The sequence below is a fragment of the Dehalococcoides mccartyi 195 genome (genome assembly GCF_000011905.1).
Classification (GTDB): Bacteria; Chloroflexota; Dehalococcoidia; order Dehalococcoidales; family Dehalococcoidaceae; genus Dehalococcoides; species Dehalococcoides mccartyi.
The window spans coordinates 589,465-606,828 of the sequence record NC_002936.3 but is presented as its reverse complement, the minus strand read 5'-3'; the positions used below and the strand labels follow the sequence as shown (position 1 = coordinate 606,828).

The following is a 17,364-nucleotide window of genomic DNA, read 5'->3' as shown; positions in this document are numbered from 1 at the left end:
GGATTATACCAGAATACACCTAACTTTGCTTTTCGGAAACCCCGGCATCTGCAAAAGAGGCCATCTCGTGCTGGATACGGTTGGATGCTTCGATAATATTCATGGCAAGGGCGGCACCAGTGCCTTCACCCAGCCGCATATCCATTTTCAAAATAGCATCCAGCCCCATGTGTTCAAGCAAAATACGGTGTCCCGGCTCTACCGACTGGTGAGCGGCAAACATAAAGTCCTTTGCCTGCGGGCAGATAGTATACGCAATAAGTGCCGCCGCACCTGAAATAAAGCCGTCTACAACCACCCCCACTCTGTTGGCTGCCGCACCCAGTATTACTCCTGCCAGACCGCCTATTTCATAGCCGCCCACCTTGGACAGCACATCCAGCGCATCTTGGGCATTGGGTTTGTTAAGGGCAATTGCCTTGGCAATGGCATTGCGTTTCAGCTTCATCTGCTCGTCTGACGCACCGGTACCCCGCCCGGTTACCTCTTCAAGTGACCGCCCGGTAATGACAGAGCAGATAGCGGCGGAAGGGGAAGTATTGCCGATACCCATATCACCGGTACCTACCAAATCCAGCCCCTTTTTAACCTCGGCGTTTACAATCTCTATACCTGTTTCAATAGCTTTTACCGCCTGCTCGCGGGTCATAGCCGGACCGTAAACCATGTTATTGGTACCGGGGGCAATATTGCGGTTGATTATATTCGGGTCTTCCGCCATGGGGGTGGCCACCCCCAAAGCAACCACCACATTACGCGCCCCCACCTGTCTGGAAAGGACATTTATGGCGGCACCGCCATGGGCGAAATTTTGCAGCATCTGGGCGGTTACTTCTTTGGGCCAGTTGTGAAACTTTTCATCAATAATACCGTGGTCGCCAGCCATGGTGATAATGGCTTTGCGGGCAGTTTGGGGCTTAGCATTCCCCTGAATGCCTGCAAGCTGAACCGCAATGGCTTCCAGCTTGCCTAAAGAACCCTGTGGTTTAGTCAGGATATCCTGATGGGCCTGAGCCTTGGTCATGGCCTCTTTATCAAGCCCGTGTATCTTTGCCAGTGTTGCATTTAATAGTTCCATATTTTTAAAACTCCTATATTACAAACTTTGGTCATAATATCCATGGTGGTATTTCAGGCTATGCTCAGTTTATCCTCCTCTGGCGCCTGCCCAAATAAAAAAGGGGCTGGCACATCTCAAAATATCTTCAAGATGAGCCGGCCCCTTTACCATCAGGTATCCGGTTTGGTGTTAACACGTCTTCTGGCTTCCGGATTATCCCCCGGTTCCGCCCTTCCCATCAGGGTACTGCCCTGACAGTGGCCGCACAAAAAGTGCTTTAAGAAACCAAAGTCCCCGGTTACAGCGGCGGGACCGCCACGGATTCAAACCGTGTTCCGTTTGCTAATCACCATTAAAAACTATATCAGACAAAACCCTGTCAGTCAATCAGGCTGGATAAATCTCAGACTTACTTTTCAATTCAGCCGCAACCGCAAGCAGGCGTTCACACTCACTTTGGGTGCGGGGAGCAATACGGACATACTGTGGCAAGCCGAATGAAGTGCAGTCCCGCACCATAAGCCCGTGCTTAAGGAGTGCCGAACGGAAATCCGCGGCCTTTTTCACTTTCAGCAGGAAAAAATTGGTCTCGGAGGGCAGCACTCTAAAGCCCAAGCCTGCAAAACCCTGCCTGAGATACTCCTTAGAGGCCTTTATCTTTTTCTCAGATTCCGCCAGATAGCTGGGGTGACACAGGCAAACAAGCCCGGCTTTCTGGGCGGCAGAATTAACATTCCACGGCGGACAGACCTTTTTGAGGTTGGTTATTATCTCCGCCGAAGCCATGCCATAACCAAGCCTCAGCCCGGCCAAAGCGCAATCTTTGGTCATAGAGCGGATAACTATAATATTGCCCGTTTCGAGCAAATCTGTTGATTTCCAGCCGCCTTCAGCAAAGGCTATATAAGCTTCGTCCAGCACCAGCAGGGTATCAGTGCAGACGCTCAGCACTTTTTCAATATCCGCTTTGGAAAGATAAACCCCGGTAGGGTTATTGGGATTGCAGATAAATACCGCTTTGGGCTGGTGTTTTTTAATAATGCGGCAGGTTAAATCCAAATCAAACTTAAAGCCGCTCTCTTCGTCTGCCCACTGCTCAATTATATCCGCACCGGCCACTTCTGCTGCCAGTTCATATTCCCCGAAGGTGGGTTTGAGTATTAAAACCGTATCCCCCACCCCGAAATATGCCCCGGCAACCAGACGGATAATTTCCATAGAGCCGTTGCCCATAATCAGGTTTTCGGGCTTAAGTGAAAGCCTGCCTGCCAGGTATTCTTTTAGTTCGGCAGAATCTGAATCAGGGTAGCGGTCAATAACCAAAGAGCAAAGGGCGTTTTTGAGCTCAACAGGTGCCGGATAGGGATTTGAGCTTACCGAAAAATCCATAACCGCATCCGGGCTGATACCCAGTTTTCTAAGCTCGGCATAGTTCGGCCCGCCGTGGTAACACGGCTTTAATTTTTCTACCTGCGGCTTAGGCGATACGGACAAAATAAATCACTCCCGCGCTTATTAAAACCCAGATAAAGGCCGCACTGTTTATAAGCAGCAGCGAACGGCTGATAGTTTGGGGAACAAGCTCCCTGATATTATCCCCCAGTGAGTAGTGTCCCACTTTTTCCAGACAAACTTCAAGGGCACCGGCCGCAGTCGCCATTGGCCAGCCGGCATTGGGGCTTTGGGTCTTGGCGTGGTCACGCCACATTATCCGCCATGCCCCTGCCGGGCTGTAACGCCCAAATAAGCTGGCAATCAGTATGCACAAGGCAGACAGTCTGGCCGGAATAAAATTAAGCACATCATCAAATCTGGCGGCAAACTTGCCCAGATATTCGTATTTGCCGCGGTAACCCACCATGCTGTCAAAGGTGCTAACTACCCGGTAGGCCATAACACCGGGCACGCCGAATATCAGAAAGAAAAAGAGCGGCGCCACAAACCCGTCTCCGATACTCTCCGCCACAGATTCCACCGCCGCCGCCACCAGTTTGGGCTGAGGCAGTTTGGAGGTATCACGTGAAACCAGTGAGCGGAGCTCAAAACGGGCCTGGGCAATGTCATCTTTTTCTAACAATTGTTTAATCAGCAAAGCGGCCTTACGCAAGCCGGTTACCGTAAAACACATCTTGAGTAAAACGGCCGACACTATTATGTAAACTACACTGTTTACTCCATGCAGCCAGTCCAGCAGAAAATATACCGGTATAAAAAAAAGTGCCATGGCAATAAAAACCATGACTATACCGTAAACAAACTGGTAGACCCTACCGCCCTTAAACCCTGCCCGCTCAAAAAGGGCAATTACCCTGCCCATATAGGCTACCGGATGAAAAGCATTAGGCGGGTCTCCAAAAACCAAATCAATAATGAGCGCCAGCAGGAATATAAAAAGGACTTCCAACCTAATGCCCTTTTCTGCTGGCCATACGCTTGGTCAGGGCTTCTTTTATAGCCAGGGTAACACTCCGCCCCATCAGTTCACCCAGCAAAGTATGCCCGCCCACGTAGGTTGCCTTGTCACCTGTGCCGGAAACTGCCACTATCTGGTCAGTGCCGGTGCCGCTGGCTTTTAGGCCGGGGGTATAAGCACTCATGACACCCAGTTCATCCAAAGCGATAGTCTTCGCCTCAGTAGCGGTTATAAAACAGGAAGCCAGAGCAGACTGCGGCAGGCTTTCACTGGTAAGAATAATAGTATTTATAGTGCCGAAGGGTTTGAACTTGCCGTTACGGTCAATACCCGAAGACTTATCCTGCCCAATGCGTAAGGCATTAGACTCCACCCCGGCGGTAGCCAGAACCACCACCCATAAATCACCCTGTTTTTCTTCATGGAAGGCCAGATGGTCCATGGTAACCCCGGTGGATAAAACCAGCACTTTGGAAAGGGGAATGCCGATAGCACTCAGGGCTTTGGAAAAAACCTGACGGTAATAGCCATTCCAGCTTAATTTATCATTATGCAGACGCGGCCAGATAGCATCCGGCAGATAAATATTGCAGACTGCCTTGACCTTGCGGTAACCCTGCCTGCCGGAAAGTGCCCGCCGTTCTTCGGGAAAAGTAACCACTAAAGCATTGGCGGGAACACCCCAGACCTCATGCTCAATAACCTCGGCCTTTATGCCGTGAAATTCGGCAACTGTCCGGATATTTACCTTCTCAGCGGGCACCCGTGCCTCCCTTTTCGCCGTTTGCACAGCGGGTATTACCTAAACGCGGCAGTACCGCCGGAAGTCCGCTTAGGGGATGAGTATGGACATAACTGCCGGGGCCGTAAACACGGCTGATATTTTCAGTGGTTATTACCTCGGCCGGACTGCCGTCTGCATGAATGCCGTTGTGATCAATAAGTATCAGCCTTTCACAATAGTGGGCAGCCAGATTAAGGTCGTGCAGGGCGGCAATTACGGTAATATTCCGTTCGCGGCACTCTGATTTTATAAGGTCAAGTACCTCTATCTGGCGGCCTATATCCAGATTGGAAGTAGGCTCATCCAGCAAAATAGCCTCGGTTTTCTGGCATAACGAACGGGCAATGACTACACTTTGTATTTCACCACCCGAAAGTTCGCCTATTTGTCTTTCAGCCAGATGCAGTACCCCTGCCCTCTCCATCGCCTCCCAGGCAATGGCAATATCCTTGCGGCTTTCATATTGAAACGTTCCCATATGAGGGTTTCGGCCCATCAGGACAATCTCAAAAGCGGTAAAAGCGCTGGGAAGTACCGGTATCTGAGGCACAACCCCTACCATCTTAGCCAGCTCCAGGCGGGGAATAGTACGCGAATCACGCCCGTTTATGTAAATATGCCCCAGACGCGGCTCTATAACTCTGGCCAAAGATTTTATCAGGGTAGACTTGCCTGAACCATTCAGCCCTACCAAGCCTATCATTTCACCGGGCATGGTTTTAAAGCTGACATTCCTCAAAACATCAACCGCACCATAGGCCAGGGTTATATCCCGGACTTCAAGTTCAAACATTTTTCATATACCTAAAAGAGCATTCGGGTGCGTTTTCTAAGCAAATACAGGAAAAAGGGCGCACCCACCAGTGCCGTAATAGCCCCCACCGGGATTTCATTGGGAGCAACCAACGTACGGGAGGCAATGTCAGCCATTATCATAAATACCGCCCCCACCAGAGCCGAAAGCGGCAGCAGGAAACGGTAATCCGCCCCCCAGATTAGTCTCACGGCGTGGGGAACTATAATACCCACAAAACCGATAATACCCACAAAAGATACCGCTGCGGCTGTTATCAGGGTAGCTGCCGTAAGGAGGAAGATTTTCATCCGCTCCACATCTACCCCCAGTTCCTGAGCCTGCTCTTCACCCAGCTGAATAAGGTTCAGCGAACGGGCAAATAAAAGTATAACTATAGTACCTATGATTACAATAGGTACAACTATTTTTACACTGTCCCAGGCAGCCATAGAAAAACTGCCCATCAGCCAGAACATAACAGAGTGAATCTTGTCGCCGCTGACCGTAATCAAATACGATACAACAGCCGTAAGGAATGAGCCCAGTGCCACACCGGCCAGTATCAAAGTGGTAACCGTAAGGCGGTTTCCCACCCTGGCCAGCATATACACAACACCTACCGCCCCGAACGCCCCCACAAAGGCAAACAGCGGGGTTGCGAAAATACCCAGTATATCAAAACCGATACCTAGTATCAGCCCCAGTACAGCGCCTACCGCCGCCCCTTGGGCCACACCGATAAGATAAGGGTCTGCCAGAGGGTTACAGAAAAGCCCCTGATATGTAGCCCCGGCCACAGCCAAAGCCATACCCACCACTCCGGCCAGCAGGACTCTGGGCAAACGGATATCCCAAATAATAGTCTGGGTATTTACAGTCCAGTCAGGGCTGATATGTATAAAGGGGATTTTTGAAATTATAATGGATATAGTGGTAAAAAACGGCACTTCAACCGAGCCGAATGAAATAGCAAAGATTGCCGCCAGCAGCAGCAATCCAAGCAACCCGAGCATTGCATAAAGCCTGCCCTGCCAGTGAGGGTGCAGACCGCCGGGTACTGCCGGGCAGTTTTCTTTATTCAGACTTGTATTAACACCCATTCTTACCTGCAAAACTGTGGGGCAGGTATATACCTGCCCCAGCCGAATTCTTTATCCGCTGAAAGCCCCGAATATTTCAGGGTGGAGCATCTGGGCCAGCTGCTCCAGAGCATCTACAATCCGCGGGCCGGTACGGCCGATAAGGTCTGTATTGATACTATATATATTGCCGTTTATTCTGGCATCAATAGCCGCCAGACGGGGCTCATCCTGCATAAAAATCAGCGGCGCATCCGCCCCTGAACCCATACCGGTACCCACCACTATCACCTGGGGATTAGCCCCGAGTACTGTTTCCAAACTAATGGTAGGATAAGCTTCTACAGAATCAGCAGTAATACTAACGCTTCCGGCAGCAGTAATCAAGCCGGTTATAAAGGCAGTAGAACCAACACTCATAAGAGGTTCATGCCAGACAATGTATAAAACACGCGGTTTCTGACTGTCAGACAGGTTTTTGACCTTGGCTGTTACCGCATCTATACGGGTTTGCATCCCGTCTACCAGCGAATTGGCTTTTTCAACCTGATTAAGGCATTTGCCAATAAGCTCAATAGATGAGATTACTTCTTCCAGATTATCCGGGCTGATAGCTATCACAGTCAGACCCAGCTGTTCAAGCTGAGGGATAACGGTAGATTCATGAAGATTGGAGGCCAGAATAATATCAGGTCCTATAGCAGTCACCGCTTCAACATCTACGGTTGAAAAACCGCCCACCTTGGGCTTATCTGCGGCGGCCTCAGGGTAGTTGCAGTAAGTAGTCACACCCACCAGTTTATCTTCCAGTCCCATAGCATAAATAGTTTCGGTATTGCTGGGGGAAAGAGAGACTATAGTCTGGGGTTCGGACTGAATAGTTACCGTCCTGCCCAGCTGGTCTGTCACTGTCAAGGGATAGCTTACTTCGGTTACTACCGGGGTATCATCTTCATTTTCGGTATCGTCTGCCGTTTTACAGCCGCCTGCCAAACCCAGCAGCAAAACCAAACTTAAGAAGATACTGGCAACAGCCGTACCCAAGCGGGCACTCTTACTGTTAAGTTTCATTTTAATATCACTCAGCATAACTGCTCCATTCATTTTTAATATCGGAAACCAAAACCACGGGCAAAACTGTTTCCTCTTACAAGTTTTTCTGCATGGCCACGTACCTCCTCTTACCGCGGAGAGCCTCTAAAACCGAACTTTGAAGTTCTGACTTCGGGGTATTTGCCCCATTACAGCAGGCGGTACTGCGCCGGAATTGCACCGGTCTTGCACTCAAAGTTCAAGGCCCTGTTATTTTTTATATACTCTGCCAGACATAAAAAATACCTCTGCCTCATCGGACAAAGGTATTTCAGTCACTTTAAAATGACTACCCTCCCTATTCCGCGGAGTGCCTGGTAACGGAATTTGAGGTTCTGGCTCCCGAAGGTCTCCCCTCGGTCACAGTAGGCGGTACTGCGCCGGATTCGCACCGGTCTTGCACTCATAGCTATCCCGTCATATATTCAACTAAATTTTAGTTTACTCCAGTTATTTTGTTTAGTCAATACATAAACGAAAAACCTGAAATATATTCTCAGGGAAACCAGACCCGTAAACCTGCTTTGACAGACCCCCTATCCCAAGCATTCCGGGGACATAAAAAAGGGATTTAGAAACTAAATCCCTTTCAGATTAAAATTAGATTAGCCGTCGTAAATACCGTCAGGGCTGTGGTTTTCCAGCAGAAGCTTATGCCTGGGGAAAATACGTTCCCGGTAAACTGCTTCCAGTACGTCCAGCAGTTTATGCGGGTCTGATTCGTAGTAGACCCGGGCACCGGTTTCCTTGTCCACCATGGCAATAATCTTGTCCAGATGGTCAGCAATACCGCCGCTCCCCCGCAACACGCCTATAACCTTGCCTTCGTCATAAGCTATGGCAAACTCACCCAGAGTGCCGGAGCGCCCCCCGGCAAATATAACTACGTCACAGCTGCGGATATTTTCAATCTCCCGTCCCATCAGACCTGAGCCGGTATAGATAATGGCGTCATATCCGCGGGTGGGAGAATGGTATTTTTCTACGTGTTCTTCCAGATTGAGGGCCGGAGAAATACCCACTACTACTCCGCCTTCTTCCTTAGCCCCCAGCACAGTTTCATGGGGCATACCGGGACAGGCACCGGTAATAAGTACATGTTTACGCTTGGCTATGCACTCACCCAGACAACGTAGATTTTTTTGGTTTCATCAGACATTGCCCCGCCGGCAGAACCCATAACCCCTATTGTCATCTGGGGAAAAGGCGGAATCAGCTTGGTTGGTTTTATCATTACGCTCGCTTCTCTCTTGTAAGGTTTAAGGATATATAACTGCAAACCATTTTACCTAATAAACGGGTTTATCTCAATCAATAAAACAGCCGCAGACTCAAAAACTGCGGCTGTTAAAACCAGTATCCTAGCTAATAAGTTAGTTTTTCTTGCGGGCAACTACGGCAATTTCAGGTGAAGTTTCGCAGTAAACCTTCCCGGCAACATCTGAAAATACACCTGTTACCTCAAACCCGTTTTCGGCTAACTCGTCTTTCAGCTCTGCGGCAGAAAAATACTTCAGCCAGTTGAAGACCTGCCACTCCCTATCCGCCTCTATAATAGTGTATTTATCCAGCACTACTTTTTCGAGCGGATATTTAAAAGTGTTAACAAAGCCGAAATAATCATGGCCTGACCAGAAGCCGTCCATCAAGCGGTGTCCGTAAGCTGCACTTTCCGCCCGCCCTTCGTAAGCTGAAAGAGAAAATACATCCAGCAATATCTGCCCGCCATCTTTCAGGCATTTCCGCCAGACCGAAAGAAGCCGGCAACGCTGGGCCGGGCTGAGCGCGCAGTAATCACAGTAGATAAGAGTTATCAGGTCAAACTTCTTCGGGGCAGCAAACTCCAGATAGTTTTGCTCTATATAATGGATATCCAGATTATGGGCAGATGCGGATTCACGGGCATAAGCTATAGAGCGGCTTGAAAAATCTATACCGGTCACATCTGCACCCGCAGCCGCCAAATGGCTGGTATAAAGCCCCGGCCCGCAACCGAAATCACAGACCCGCTTGCCGTCACCCAAACCAAAATATTCTGCTATCCAGCGGGCAGATTTTTCAATGAAGACTGCTTTGCGTGATGCAGGCTCAATATCCGGGTTGAGGTGAAACTCCAGCATACGGGAGGAGATATGAGGGTCATTCCAGAGTACAGGCGCACTGTACTGCTGATATAACTCAGGCTTATTATTTATATCTGCCAGTTTTTTAAACACAAACTTCCCCTTTTATTTTAAAAAATGGAAAACCGGGCACTTAAGCCCCTGACATTCGGGAAGTATTTAGCAGATCATAATACGATATGATATAAAGAGATAACAGTATTCGTCAAGGAGTATGAAATGGACACACTTGAAGCAATATTCAGCCGCCGAAGCACCCGCCACTATCAAAACGGAGATGTAAGCCCCTCCGAACTGGATACCCTTTTGAGGGCAGGCATGGCCGCCCCTTCCGCCGGAAACCAGCAAGTCTGGCATTTTGTAGTTATAGATGAACGCCGCATACTTGATAAAATACCCGACATTCACCCCTACTCTAAAATGCTGAAAGAAGCCCCCATGGCTATTATGGTCTGTGCAGATACAAGCGCCGAAACCAAACCCGGTTACTGGATACAGGACTGCGCTGCCGCCAGCCAGAATATCCTGCTGGCGGCCGAGGCTTTGGGCTTAGGTGCCTGCTGGCTGGGGCTGCACCCCCGTGAGGAACGGAAAAAGGGCATCTCACAGCTTTTAAACCTTCCGGCCAATATCTCTCCGCTTAGCCTTATAGCCATTGGCAAGAAGGGGGAGGTAAAACCTCCGGCCGGGCGATATTTGGAAAGCCATATACACAAAAATGGCTGGCAGGTTTAGACCAGATTTGAAAAAGAGCCCGCTAAACGTTAAAATTAAACGCCATGTCAAATACAAAATCAGATAGTTTATGTATAAATGCCCTGCGCTTTCTTGCGGTAGACGCCGTTCAGAAGGCAAATTCGGGGCATCCCGGAGCACCTATGGGTATGGCCGCTATGGCCTATGCCCTGTGGCAAAATTTCCTCAAGCATAACCCCCAAGACCCGGCCTGGCCTAACCGTGACCGTTTCATACTTTCTGCCGGCCATGCCTCAGCCTTGCTTTACTCACTTCTCCACCTTACCGGTTATGATTTGCCGCTGGATGAGCTTAAAAATTTCCGCCAGTGGGGCAGTAAAACCCCGGGGCACCCGGAATACGGCCTGACCCCCGGCGTTGAGATGACTACCGGCCCGCTTGGGCAGGGTTTTGCCAGCGGTGTGGGTATGGCTATGGCCGAAGCCCATCTGGCCGCGGTTTTTAACCAGCCGGATTGCAAAATAATAGACCATTATACCTACGGCATAGTCTCTGACGGGGATTTGATGGAGGGCGTAGCCTCGGAAGCCGCCTCTTTGGCGGGGCATTTGGCACTGGGTAAGCTGATTTACCTGTATGACGATAATGAAATATCTATTGAAGGTTCAACAGAGCTGGCTTTTACCGAAAATACGGCTCTGCGTTTTGAAAGTTACGGCTGGCAGGTAATTGGCCCGGTAGACGGGCTTAACCCTGAGGCAGTTTCAGGGGCTATCAAAGAAGCCCAGTCAGATTCCGCCCGCCCCAGCCTGATTATCTGTAAAACAGTTATCGGTTTTGGCAGCCCGAACAAGGCCGGCAAGGCCTCTGCCCATGGTGAGCCGCTGGGAACAGACGAAGTGGCCAAAAGCCGCAAATCTTTAGGGTGGGATTACGAGCCTTTTGTAATACCGCCTGAAGCTCTGGCGGAATTCCGCATGGCACTGGATAAAGGCAAAACAGCCCAGCAGGTTTGGCAATCCAAGCTGGACTACTATTCAAGCCGTTATCCCGAAAAAGCCGCCCTTTTGCAGGACAGGCTTTCTGGTAAGCTGCCAGACAACTGGGATAATGAGCTGGATAAACTTTTTGACAAGGCTATGGCCAGCCGCGAGGCTTCCGGTTTGATTATAAATACACTGGCTTCCCGCCTGCCAGCCCTTATGGGCGGTTCGGCAGACCTCAGCCCGTCTAACAAAACTGTTATCAAAGACGGCGGCGAATATGAACCGCCGCATTATGAGGGGCGGAATATCCATTTCGGCGTACGTGAACACGCCATGGGAGCAATAGCCAACGGGCTGGCTCTCCACGGCGGGATTATACCTTATGTTGCCACTTTCCTTATATTTTATGATTACATGCGTCCGGCGGTAAGGCTGGCATCCCTTATGGGTCAAAGGGTTATTTATATTTTTACCCATGACTCTATCGGTCTGGGAGAGGACGGCCCTACCCACCAGCCTATTGAACAGCTGGCCGGTTTACGTTCGGTGCCCGGTCTGGTTACTATCCGCCCGGCAGATTCGTATGAAACAGCCCAGGCATGGAAAACGGCCATACTCCGCAAGGACGGCCCGACCGCCATTGCCCTCTCCCGCCAGAAACTGCCTCTCTTAGATAACTCACAGGCAAATTCCGTAAACTTGGCCAAAGGGGCATATATACTGGCAGAAACAGATTCCCGCCCGCAGGTTGCCCTGGTAGCCAGCGGCTCAGAAGTAAGCATAGCCGTTCAGGCGGCTGAAATACTTAAAAATAAAGGCGTCTCGTCAAGGGTAGTATCCTTCCCTTCGTGGCAGCTTTTTGAGGCCCAACCCCGGACCTACCGCCAGAGCATCTTGCCCGCTTCCCTGCCGCGGGTAATAATAGAAGCCGGCAGTGCACAGGGATGGTGCAAATATTTGGGCGCAAACGGTGATATTATTTCCATTGACCATTTCGGGGCATCAGCCCCGGCGCCTGTGCTTTACCAACACTTTGGGCTAACCCCGGAAAATATGGCTGAAAAGGCTTTAAAGCTTTTGGAGAATGAAGATGAGTAATATCTCTGTTGCCATCGGGGCAGACCACGGCGGTTACGGCCTGAAAACAGACCTCTTACCCTTTTTAAATCAATTGGGGATAAAGGTGCTGGATTTGGGGGCATGTACCTATGATAGTGCTGATGACTATCCTGATTTTGCTTTAGCGGTGGCCCGAAAGGTTGCCTGCGGGCAGACAGACCGCGGCATTATCATCTGCGGCAGCGGGGTGGGCGCCTGTATCACCGCCAATAAAATCAAAGGCGTCAGGGCCGGCCTCTGCCACGATGTTTACTCCGCCCACCAGGGGGTGGAGCATGATGATATGAACGTGCTTTGTTTAGGGGCCAGGGTAATAGGCATTGAAGTAGCCAAAGAGATTATTACGGCCTTTTTAAATGCCCGCTTTACCGGCGAAGAACGGCACAAACGCCGCCTGGAAAAGCTGCTTCAGGCTGAAAAAGAGGGCTAAATACCCGCTTCTTTGGAGGCATTTTTAGCCAGTTTATCCAAATACAGGTAGCTTGACTTAGGGTCAGTTTGCCGGAAGATAGCACTTCCCACGCATATATCATTTACCCCGGCCGCCACAATCTCAGGTATGTTGCCCTCTTTAGCACCGCCGTCCAGACCTATTTCAGTTTCGGGAAAACGGCGTTTAAACTCTTTTACCTTCAGGAGCACCTCAGGTATAAACGGCGCGCCGTAAAAACCGGGAATAACCGACATAAAAAGCACCATGTCCAGCTGCGGCACCAGATAAGCAAAATCTGAAACAGGTGTTTCAGGGTTCACCGCCAGCCCTGCTTGAAAACCCAATTCCTTTATCCTGCTGATAACATATTCGGGGCGGGTTGTTGCTTCAAAATGGAATATTACCCTGAAAGCGCCGTGCTGCTTGCAATAGGTAAGGTATTCTTCTGGATTAAGGGTCATCAGGTGTATTTCAGAGGCAAAACGGGGCTTGTATCTGCCCAGTACTTCAGGTGGGATGCTTAGCGAAGGCACAAACTGCCCGTCCATAATATCTATCTGGGCAGAAGGAGCAAAACTCTCCAGCTGGTTTAGCATACACTCAAAGGCCGCAGGGTCATCGGTAAGTACAGCCGGCACTATCTTTACGTCTTTCAAACTGTTATCTCTCTATTAATATTACTCTGGCGGGGGCACCGTCTACTTTACCCAGTTTCAAGGGCAGGCAAAAAAGCTCATAATCCCCTTCAGCCACACCTGCAAGCTGCAGACTTTCCAATATAACTACCCCACGGCTTAAAAGGTGCTTGTGCACTCCCTGAGTCTCTTCAAAATCCTCTACCGAAAGGTAATCTATACCCAGCAGGCGTATACCTATCTCGGTCAGATAACGGGCAGCCCCGATGTCTATATAAGTATAGTTCCGGTCAAAATCAGGCTTATCCCAAAGGGTTTCATTATCCGTAGCCAGTATAAGCCGGGTTACCCCCCTTAGTTCAGCCTGCTCAAGCATATCACGGGTTATAGTTTTCACCCCGCTAAAGCACAAAACACGGACATTGCCAATAAGTATCTCAAGGGGTATCTCACCCACCCCATCGCCATCTTCAAAAAAATGGAGGGGGGCATCAATATGGCTGCCGTTATGTAATGTCATGGTAAGCTGACCGAGGTTGGTGGGAAAACCACCCCTGATACTATGCAAAAGCTTTATCTGCGGAGGGCCATCACCCGGCCAGCTAATCATTTCAGGGCGTATTTCGGGGCTTAAGTCATAAATCTTTTTCATGCCTTTTTCTTGTCTAATTGTAGGAAGGAGTAAAGGCAAGTGTCAAGCAAAGTTTAAATGCTGTTCCGCCATAACAGCATGGGGCGCGGGGAATTTTCAATCAAACCGGCTGCCACACTTCCATAATACCATTTCTCTATTCCGGAGCGGTTATGGGTGGTAAATGAAATAAGAGAGGCATTTATATCTTCGGCGGTACTCAAAATAGTTTCAGGAATATTATCTGAAACTTCCATACGGAATTCAGTTTCAATTCCATTTTCCCGCAATTCGCCGGTAAGCCGCTCCAGATAGGCCTGCGCCTGTTGTTTAAGCTCCTCCAGAAGCGCCTGATAGTATTCATCCCAGCTGGGTTGAATACTGGGGGAACGATCTGAGGGTATGCAGGGGGGCTGAATAACCACCAGCAGGGTAAGTTTGCTTTTAAAATCACGGGCCAGAACTGATACCTGCTTCAGACAAGCCTCTGAAAAAAGAGAGCCATCCAGTGGCAATAAAATATTCCCGAAAGCTGCCTTGTCTGCGTCGTACCCATCTTTTACCAGCAAAACCGGCAGATTGGTAGATTTAATAAGCTTTTCGGAAACGCTGCCCAGTACCATTTTCTTAATACCGGTATATCCATGAGAAGCCACACACAGCAGGTCAATATCATTATCCCTTATACACTTCAAAATGAGCGGCAGCAGTTCACCGCAAAACATTTTTCCGCTGGATTTAATGCCTTTTGCCTGCAACTCAGCCGCTTTGATATCCAAATACTTCTGGCGCTCATCGGTGATTTTGGGTTTGGGGTCACATATACTTACCAGCAGGAGTTGTGTTTCGGCAGCCCCAGCCATACATTCAGCTATGGGCAGGGTTTTTTCAGCAGTTTTTGTCCCATCAAGAGCAACCAGTATGCGCTTAAAATACATCTTCTGACCTCAAATGTTCTCAGAAGATTATACCCCATACATCTAGTCTGTGGAATATTATTTTTCATGGGCAAAGAAAAAATATGGCGTAATTTTTAAAATATGCCATAATATTAGAGGGCGTACAATCAAAATCTAGCGGATAGTACTACTTTTAAGGTCAGCTCTTTGACACTTTTTTAAGCAAAACGTCAAAAGCTTCAAACCATTTTACCTTAACTTCGTCCGTCCAGGCAGGGTCAAAAGTGGGGAATTTACCCAGTAATACCTTGTCCATATCTGAATTTTCTGGAATTTTCATTGTATTATCCGGAATTAGAACATGCGAAGCAGTCCTCGGCATAATCTTCCGTGACACCTTTTTAGTACCGGCACCTGACCTGGCAGTACGTGATTTTTTGGTAACAAACGGGGAAATTGGTATATCCGCATCTTCCGCCAGCCCCAAAAAGAACTTTATGCACTTGCGGACTACGTCATCCGCTACTTTAAAGCTATTATGAAAGAGCTCTTCCAGCTGGGCATAGGTAAGGGACTCCGGGTCAGCAGACGAATTAAACACAAACTCATACCCTTCAAGGGCAATCTGCCTGAGTATCAGCGTTCTGTCTTCCCCTTTGGCATCCACCAAACGGCGCAGCTTTTCCCTCGGCATACCCTCATTATCCGCCAAGCCCAAAAACCGCAAAGCCGCCATTAGCTGGGTACCGGTACTGCCTGACCACTTATCACCCCAAAAACTGCGGTCAAGGCGGGACGGAATGGCCTCCTGTAAGCCTAAAAGAAAGTTTAAAAAGGTCCGGTATGATACATATGGGGGTAAGGGTTTTGAGCCTTTCAGATTAGCCATTTCTCCTCCGTCCAGATATTCTATTCCATAAATTCTGAAATGGCAAGGCTTTCAGCTGTTTTTCTGTATATTCCAGATCTGGATTAGTTGGTATTCTTGAGGACGTTTTTTAATATAGTTCCAAGTGTTCTAATTCCAGCTAGAATATTCCAAAATTTTTTTGGACTAAATTTGACGGCTCTATTTGGAACGGACTAATATGTGGCACAACTGAATCTTCAAAGGGAGGGAAAATACCTATGGGGACTGCAATTGAGTATCAGAAGCTGATGACGGAGATTGTACACATCAATCTACCCGGCCCGGCCGAGCCTATGCCCGGCATGAGCGGCGGCGAACTTCTGCACGGATTCCTGGCTGAATTATACCGCGCGCCCAGCACTGATTCAAAGGCTTTTATTGAGTCACTATCCGGTAAGTGGAATGTCCATTTTCGCCAAGTCAAGTAGGTAACTACCTATTATATATAGGGGTTGCCAGGGGATAAAAAATGAGGGAGAGGCAATAAAATGAAAAGGAGACAGATAGCAGCCATAGACGTTGGTACAAGTAAAATCTGTACCGTTATGGCTGACACCGAAAACGGAGACCTTAGGATACTGGGCGTAGGGGTGGTAGCATCCCGCGGTATGCAAAAGGGCATGGTGGTTAACCTGAATGAAGCCAAAGAAGCCATCCGTGAGTCGGTAAGCATGGCAGAGAGAACTGCCGGTTATAAACTCAAATCCGCCCTGATAGGCGTGACCGGAAAACACATTAACTCCAAAAACAACCGCGGGGTTATCAGTATAACCCGCAATGACCACCTGGTGCGCCAGAGTGACCTGCAAAGGGCTATAGATATTGCCAGCAGCATCACCATGCCCCAGGACAGAAAAGTACTCCACATCATCCCCCGCAATTATTCGGTGGATGGGCAGGAAGGCGTCAGTAATCCGGTGGGCATGCATGGCTTCCGCCTGGATGTAGAAACCCATATTATTACCGCCGCTTCCAATTCAATTGAAAATTTAACCAAGTGCATCCGTGCTGCCGGCGTAGAGATTGATGACCTGGTCTTCAATCCTTTAGCCAGTGCTGAAGCAGCACTAACCGATGAGGAACGCGAAAAGGGCGTTATTCTGGCTGACATCGGTGGCGGCACTACAGATATAGCTGCCTTTAAAGGCAACAGTATTTACCATACATCGGTTCTGCCCATTGCCGGTTCACAGGTAACCCATGATATTTCTGTGGGCTTGGGCATCCCCTTTGAAATGGCCGATGATATCAAACAGAGATACAGCAGTGTAATACCCGGTGAATGTAATGACGCAAGCTTTGTTGAAAGCGGACATACCTTCTCTTATCCTGACCTTTGCGAGATTGTCAGGATGCGGGTGGAAGAGCTGCTTCGCCTTACTATCCTTGAGTTACCCAGTGATGATTATTCCAAGATGGTGCCTTCCGGGTTGGTAATAACCGGCGGTACTGCCAACCTGCCCGGCATTGCCGAGCTTGGCAGCGAAGTACTGCGGATTCCGGTACGGGTAGGTACTCCCCCCAATTTATTTGGTGTATCGGATATCTTAAATGACCCCGCCTGTACCAATGTTGTCGGTATGCTGCTTTGGAGTATCAATAACCGTGATGCTTCAAAAAGCCATCCAGCCAATGAAGAGAGCGCCAAAGGCGGCTTTATCTCACGAATGTTCGGGAATCCAAAAAATTAACGAAAGGATAATAGTTT

At 49.1% G+C, this 17,364-nt stretch carries 19 protein-coding genes and 3 riboswitches; of the genes, 5 read left to right on the top strand and 14 right to left on the bottom strand.

Annotated elements, in window-relative coordinates; genetic code table 11:
- Positions 1 to 19 precede the first annotated feature (19 nt).
- From cobT to DET_RS03410, 10 genes are all read right to left on the bottom strand, one after another.
- Positions 20 to 1,078, bottom strand: coding sequence for a nicotinate-nucleotide--dimethylbenzimidazole phosphoribosyltransferase (cobT, locus tag DET_RS03460; protein ID WP_010936432.1), 1,059 nt, complete (start codon positions 1,076 to 1,078; stop codon positions 20 to 22).
- A gap of 155 nt (positions 1,079 to 1,233) precedes the next feature.
- Positions 1,234 to 1,432, bottom strand: a riboswitch (cobalamin riboswitch).
- 15 nt (positions 1,433 to 1,447) lie between these two features.
- A complete protein-coding gene (locus DET_RS03450; RefSeq protein WP_010936430.1) occupies positions 1,448 to 2,554 on the bottom strand; it encodes a pyridoxal phosphate-dependent aminotransferase in 1,107 nt (368 codons plus the stop codon).
- Entirely contained in the window at positions 2,538 to 3,464 is a 927-nt protein-coding gene (locus DET_RS03445; RefSeq protein ID WP_010936429.1) for a cobalamin biosynthesis protein, read from the bottom strand. The genes DET_RS03450 and DET_RS03445 overlap by 17 nt, the downstream gene beginning before the upstream one ends.
- A 1-nt stretch (position 3,465) precedes the next feature.
- Positions 3,466 to 4,236, bottom strand: a complete 771-nt coding sequence (locus tag DET_RS03440; RefSeq protein WP_010936428.1) for an adenosylcobinamide amidohydrolase — start codon at positions 4,234 to 4,236, stop codon at positions 3,466 to 3,468.
- Positions 4,226 to 5,050, bottom strand: a complete 825-nt coding sequence (locus tag DET_RS03435; protein WP_010936427.1) for an ABC transporter ATP-binding protein — start codon at positions 5,048 to 5,050, stop codon at positions 4,226 to 4,228. Before DET_RS03435 ends, DET_RS03440 begins: the two co-directional genes overlap by 11 nt.
- An 11-nt stretch (positions 5,051 to 5,061) precedes the next feature.
- Positions 5,062 to 6,153, bottom strand: a complete 1,092-nt coding sequence (locus tag DET_RS03425; RefSeq protein ID WP_041223347.1) for a FecCD family ABC transporter permease — start codon at positions 6,151 to 6,153, stop codon at positions 5,062 to 5,064.
- A 51-nt stretch (positions 6,154 to 6,204) separates the two neighbouring features.
- Complete coding sequence (locus tag DET_RS03420) at positions 6,205 to 7,221, bottom strand: ABC transporter substrate-binding protein (RefSeq protein ID WP_010936425.1); 1,017 nt, start codon at positions 7,219 to 7,221, stop codon at positions 6,205 to 6,207.
- Positions 7,222 to 7,325: 104 nt separating this feature from the next.
- Positions 7,326 to 7,444: riboswitch (cobalamin riboswitch) on the bottom strand.
- 90 nt (positions 7,445 to 7,534) lie between these two features.
- Positions 7,535 to 7,670: riboswitch (cobalamin riboswitch) on the bottom strand.
- A gap of 159 nt (positions 7,671 to 7,829) precedes the next feature.
- Positions 7,830 to 8,315: a hypothetical protein gene (locus tag DET_RS03415; RefSeq protein ID WP_234943846.1), complete on the bottom strand. Its 486-nt coding sequence runs from the start codon at positions 8,313 to 8,315 to the stop codon at positions 7,830 to 7,832.
- Between the two features lie 20 nt (positions 8,316 to 8,335).
- Complete coding sequence (locus DET_RS08845; RefSeq protein ID WP_268741269.1) at positions 8,336 to 8,458, bottom strand: hypothetical protein; 123 nt, start codon at positions 8,456 to 8,458, stop codon at positions 8,336 to 8,338.
- Positions 8,459 to 8,597: 139 nt separating this feature from the next.
- Positions 8,598 to 9,440 carry a class I SAM-dependent methyltransferase gene (locus DET_RS03410; protein ID WP_010936421.1) on the bottom strand — a complete coding sequence of 281 codons (843 nt, stop codon included), beginning with the start codon at positions 9,438 to 9,440 and terminating at the stop codon, positions 8,598 to 8,600.
- A 126-nt stretch (positions 9,441 to 9,566) separates the two neighbouring features.
- Between DET_RS03410 and DET_RS03405 the strand changes: the two genes are divergently transcribed.
- Genes DET_RS03405 through rpiB form a run of 3 tightly spaced genes read left to right on the top strand, consistent with a single transcriptional unit; the run spans position 9,567 to position 12,578 of the window.
- Positions 9,567 to 10,082, top strand: coding sequence for a nitroreductase family protein (locus DET_RS03405; RefSeq protein ID WP_010936420.1), 516 nt, complete (start codon positions 9,567 to 9,569; stop codon positions 10,080 to 10,082).
- A gap of 44 nt (positions 10,083 to 10,126) precedes the next feature.
- Positions 10,127 to 12,127 carry a transketolase gene (tkt, locus tag DET_RS03400; RefSeq protein WP_010936419.1) on the top strand — a complete coding sequence of 667 codons (2,001 nt, stop codon included), beginning with the start codon at positions 10,127 to 10,129 and terminating at the stop codon, positions 12,125 to 12,127.
- Positions 12,120 to 12,578: a ribose 5-phosphate isomerase B gene (gene rpiB / locus DET_RS03395; protein ID WP_010936418.1), complete on the top strand. Its 459-nt coding sequence runs from the start codon at positions 12,120 to 12,122 to the stop codon at positions 12,576 to 12,578. Before tkt ends, rpiB begins: the two co-directional genes overlap by 8 nt.
- On the opposite strand, the gene DET_RS03390 is transcribed toward rpiB, so the two are convergent.
- The 4 genes from DET_RS03390 to DET_RS03370 form a co-directional block, all read right to left on the bottom strand.
- Positions 12,575 to 13,237: a ribulose-phosphate 3-epimerase gene (locus DET_RS03390; RefSeq protein ID WP_010936417.1), complete on the bottom strand. Its 663-nt coding sequence runs from the start codon at positions 13,235 to 13,237 to the stop codon at positions 12,575 to 12,577. The two genes, rpiB and DET_RS03390, sit on opposite strands and share 4 nt — an antisense overlap.
- Positions 13,238 to 13,241: 4 nt before the next feature.
- Entirely contained in the window at positions 13,242 to 13,868 is a 627-nt protein-coding gene (locus DET_RS03385) for a cyclase family protein (RefSeq protein WP_010936416.1), read from the bottom strand.
- A gap of 53 nt (positions 13,869 to 13,921) precedes the next feature.
- Positions 13,922 to 14,785: a universal stress protein gene (locus tag DET_RS03380; protein ID WP_010936415.1), complete on the bottom strand. Its 864-nt coding sequence runs from the start codon at positions 14,783 to 14,785 to the stop codon at positions 13,922 to 13,924.
- Between the two features lie 160 nt (positions 14,786 to 14,945).
- A complete protein-coding gene (locus tag DET_RS03370; protein ID WP_010936414.1) occupies positions 14,946 to 15,635 on the bottom strand; it encodes a DUF5343 domain-containing protein in 690 nt (229 codons plus the stop codon).
- Between the two features lie 239 nt (positions 15,636 to 15,874).
- Here DET_RS03370 and DET_RS03365 point away from each other — a divergent pair, with 239 nt between their 5' ends.
- Positions 15,875 to 16,084: a hypothetical protein gene (locus tag DET_RS03365; RefSeq protein WP_010936413.1), complete on the top strand. Its 210-nt coding sequence runs from the start codon at positions 15,875 to 15,877 to the stop codon at positions 16,082 to 16,084.
- Positions 16,085 to 16,144: 60 nt separating this feature from the next.
- Positions 16,145 to 17,347, top strand: a complete 1,203-nt coding sequence (gene ftsA / locus DET_RS03360; RefSeq protein WP_010936412.1) for a cell division protein FtsA — start codon at positions 16,145 to 16,147, stop codon at positions 17,345 to 17,347.
- Positions 17,348 to 17,364 lie beyond the last annotated feature (17 nt).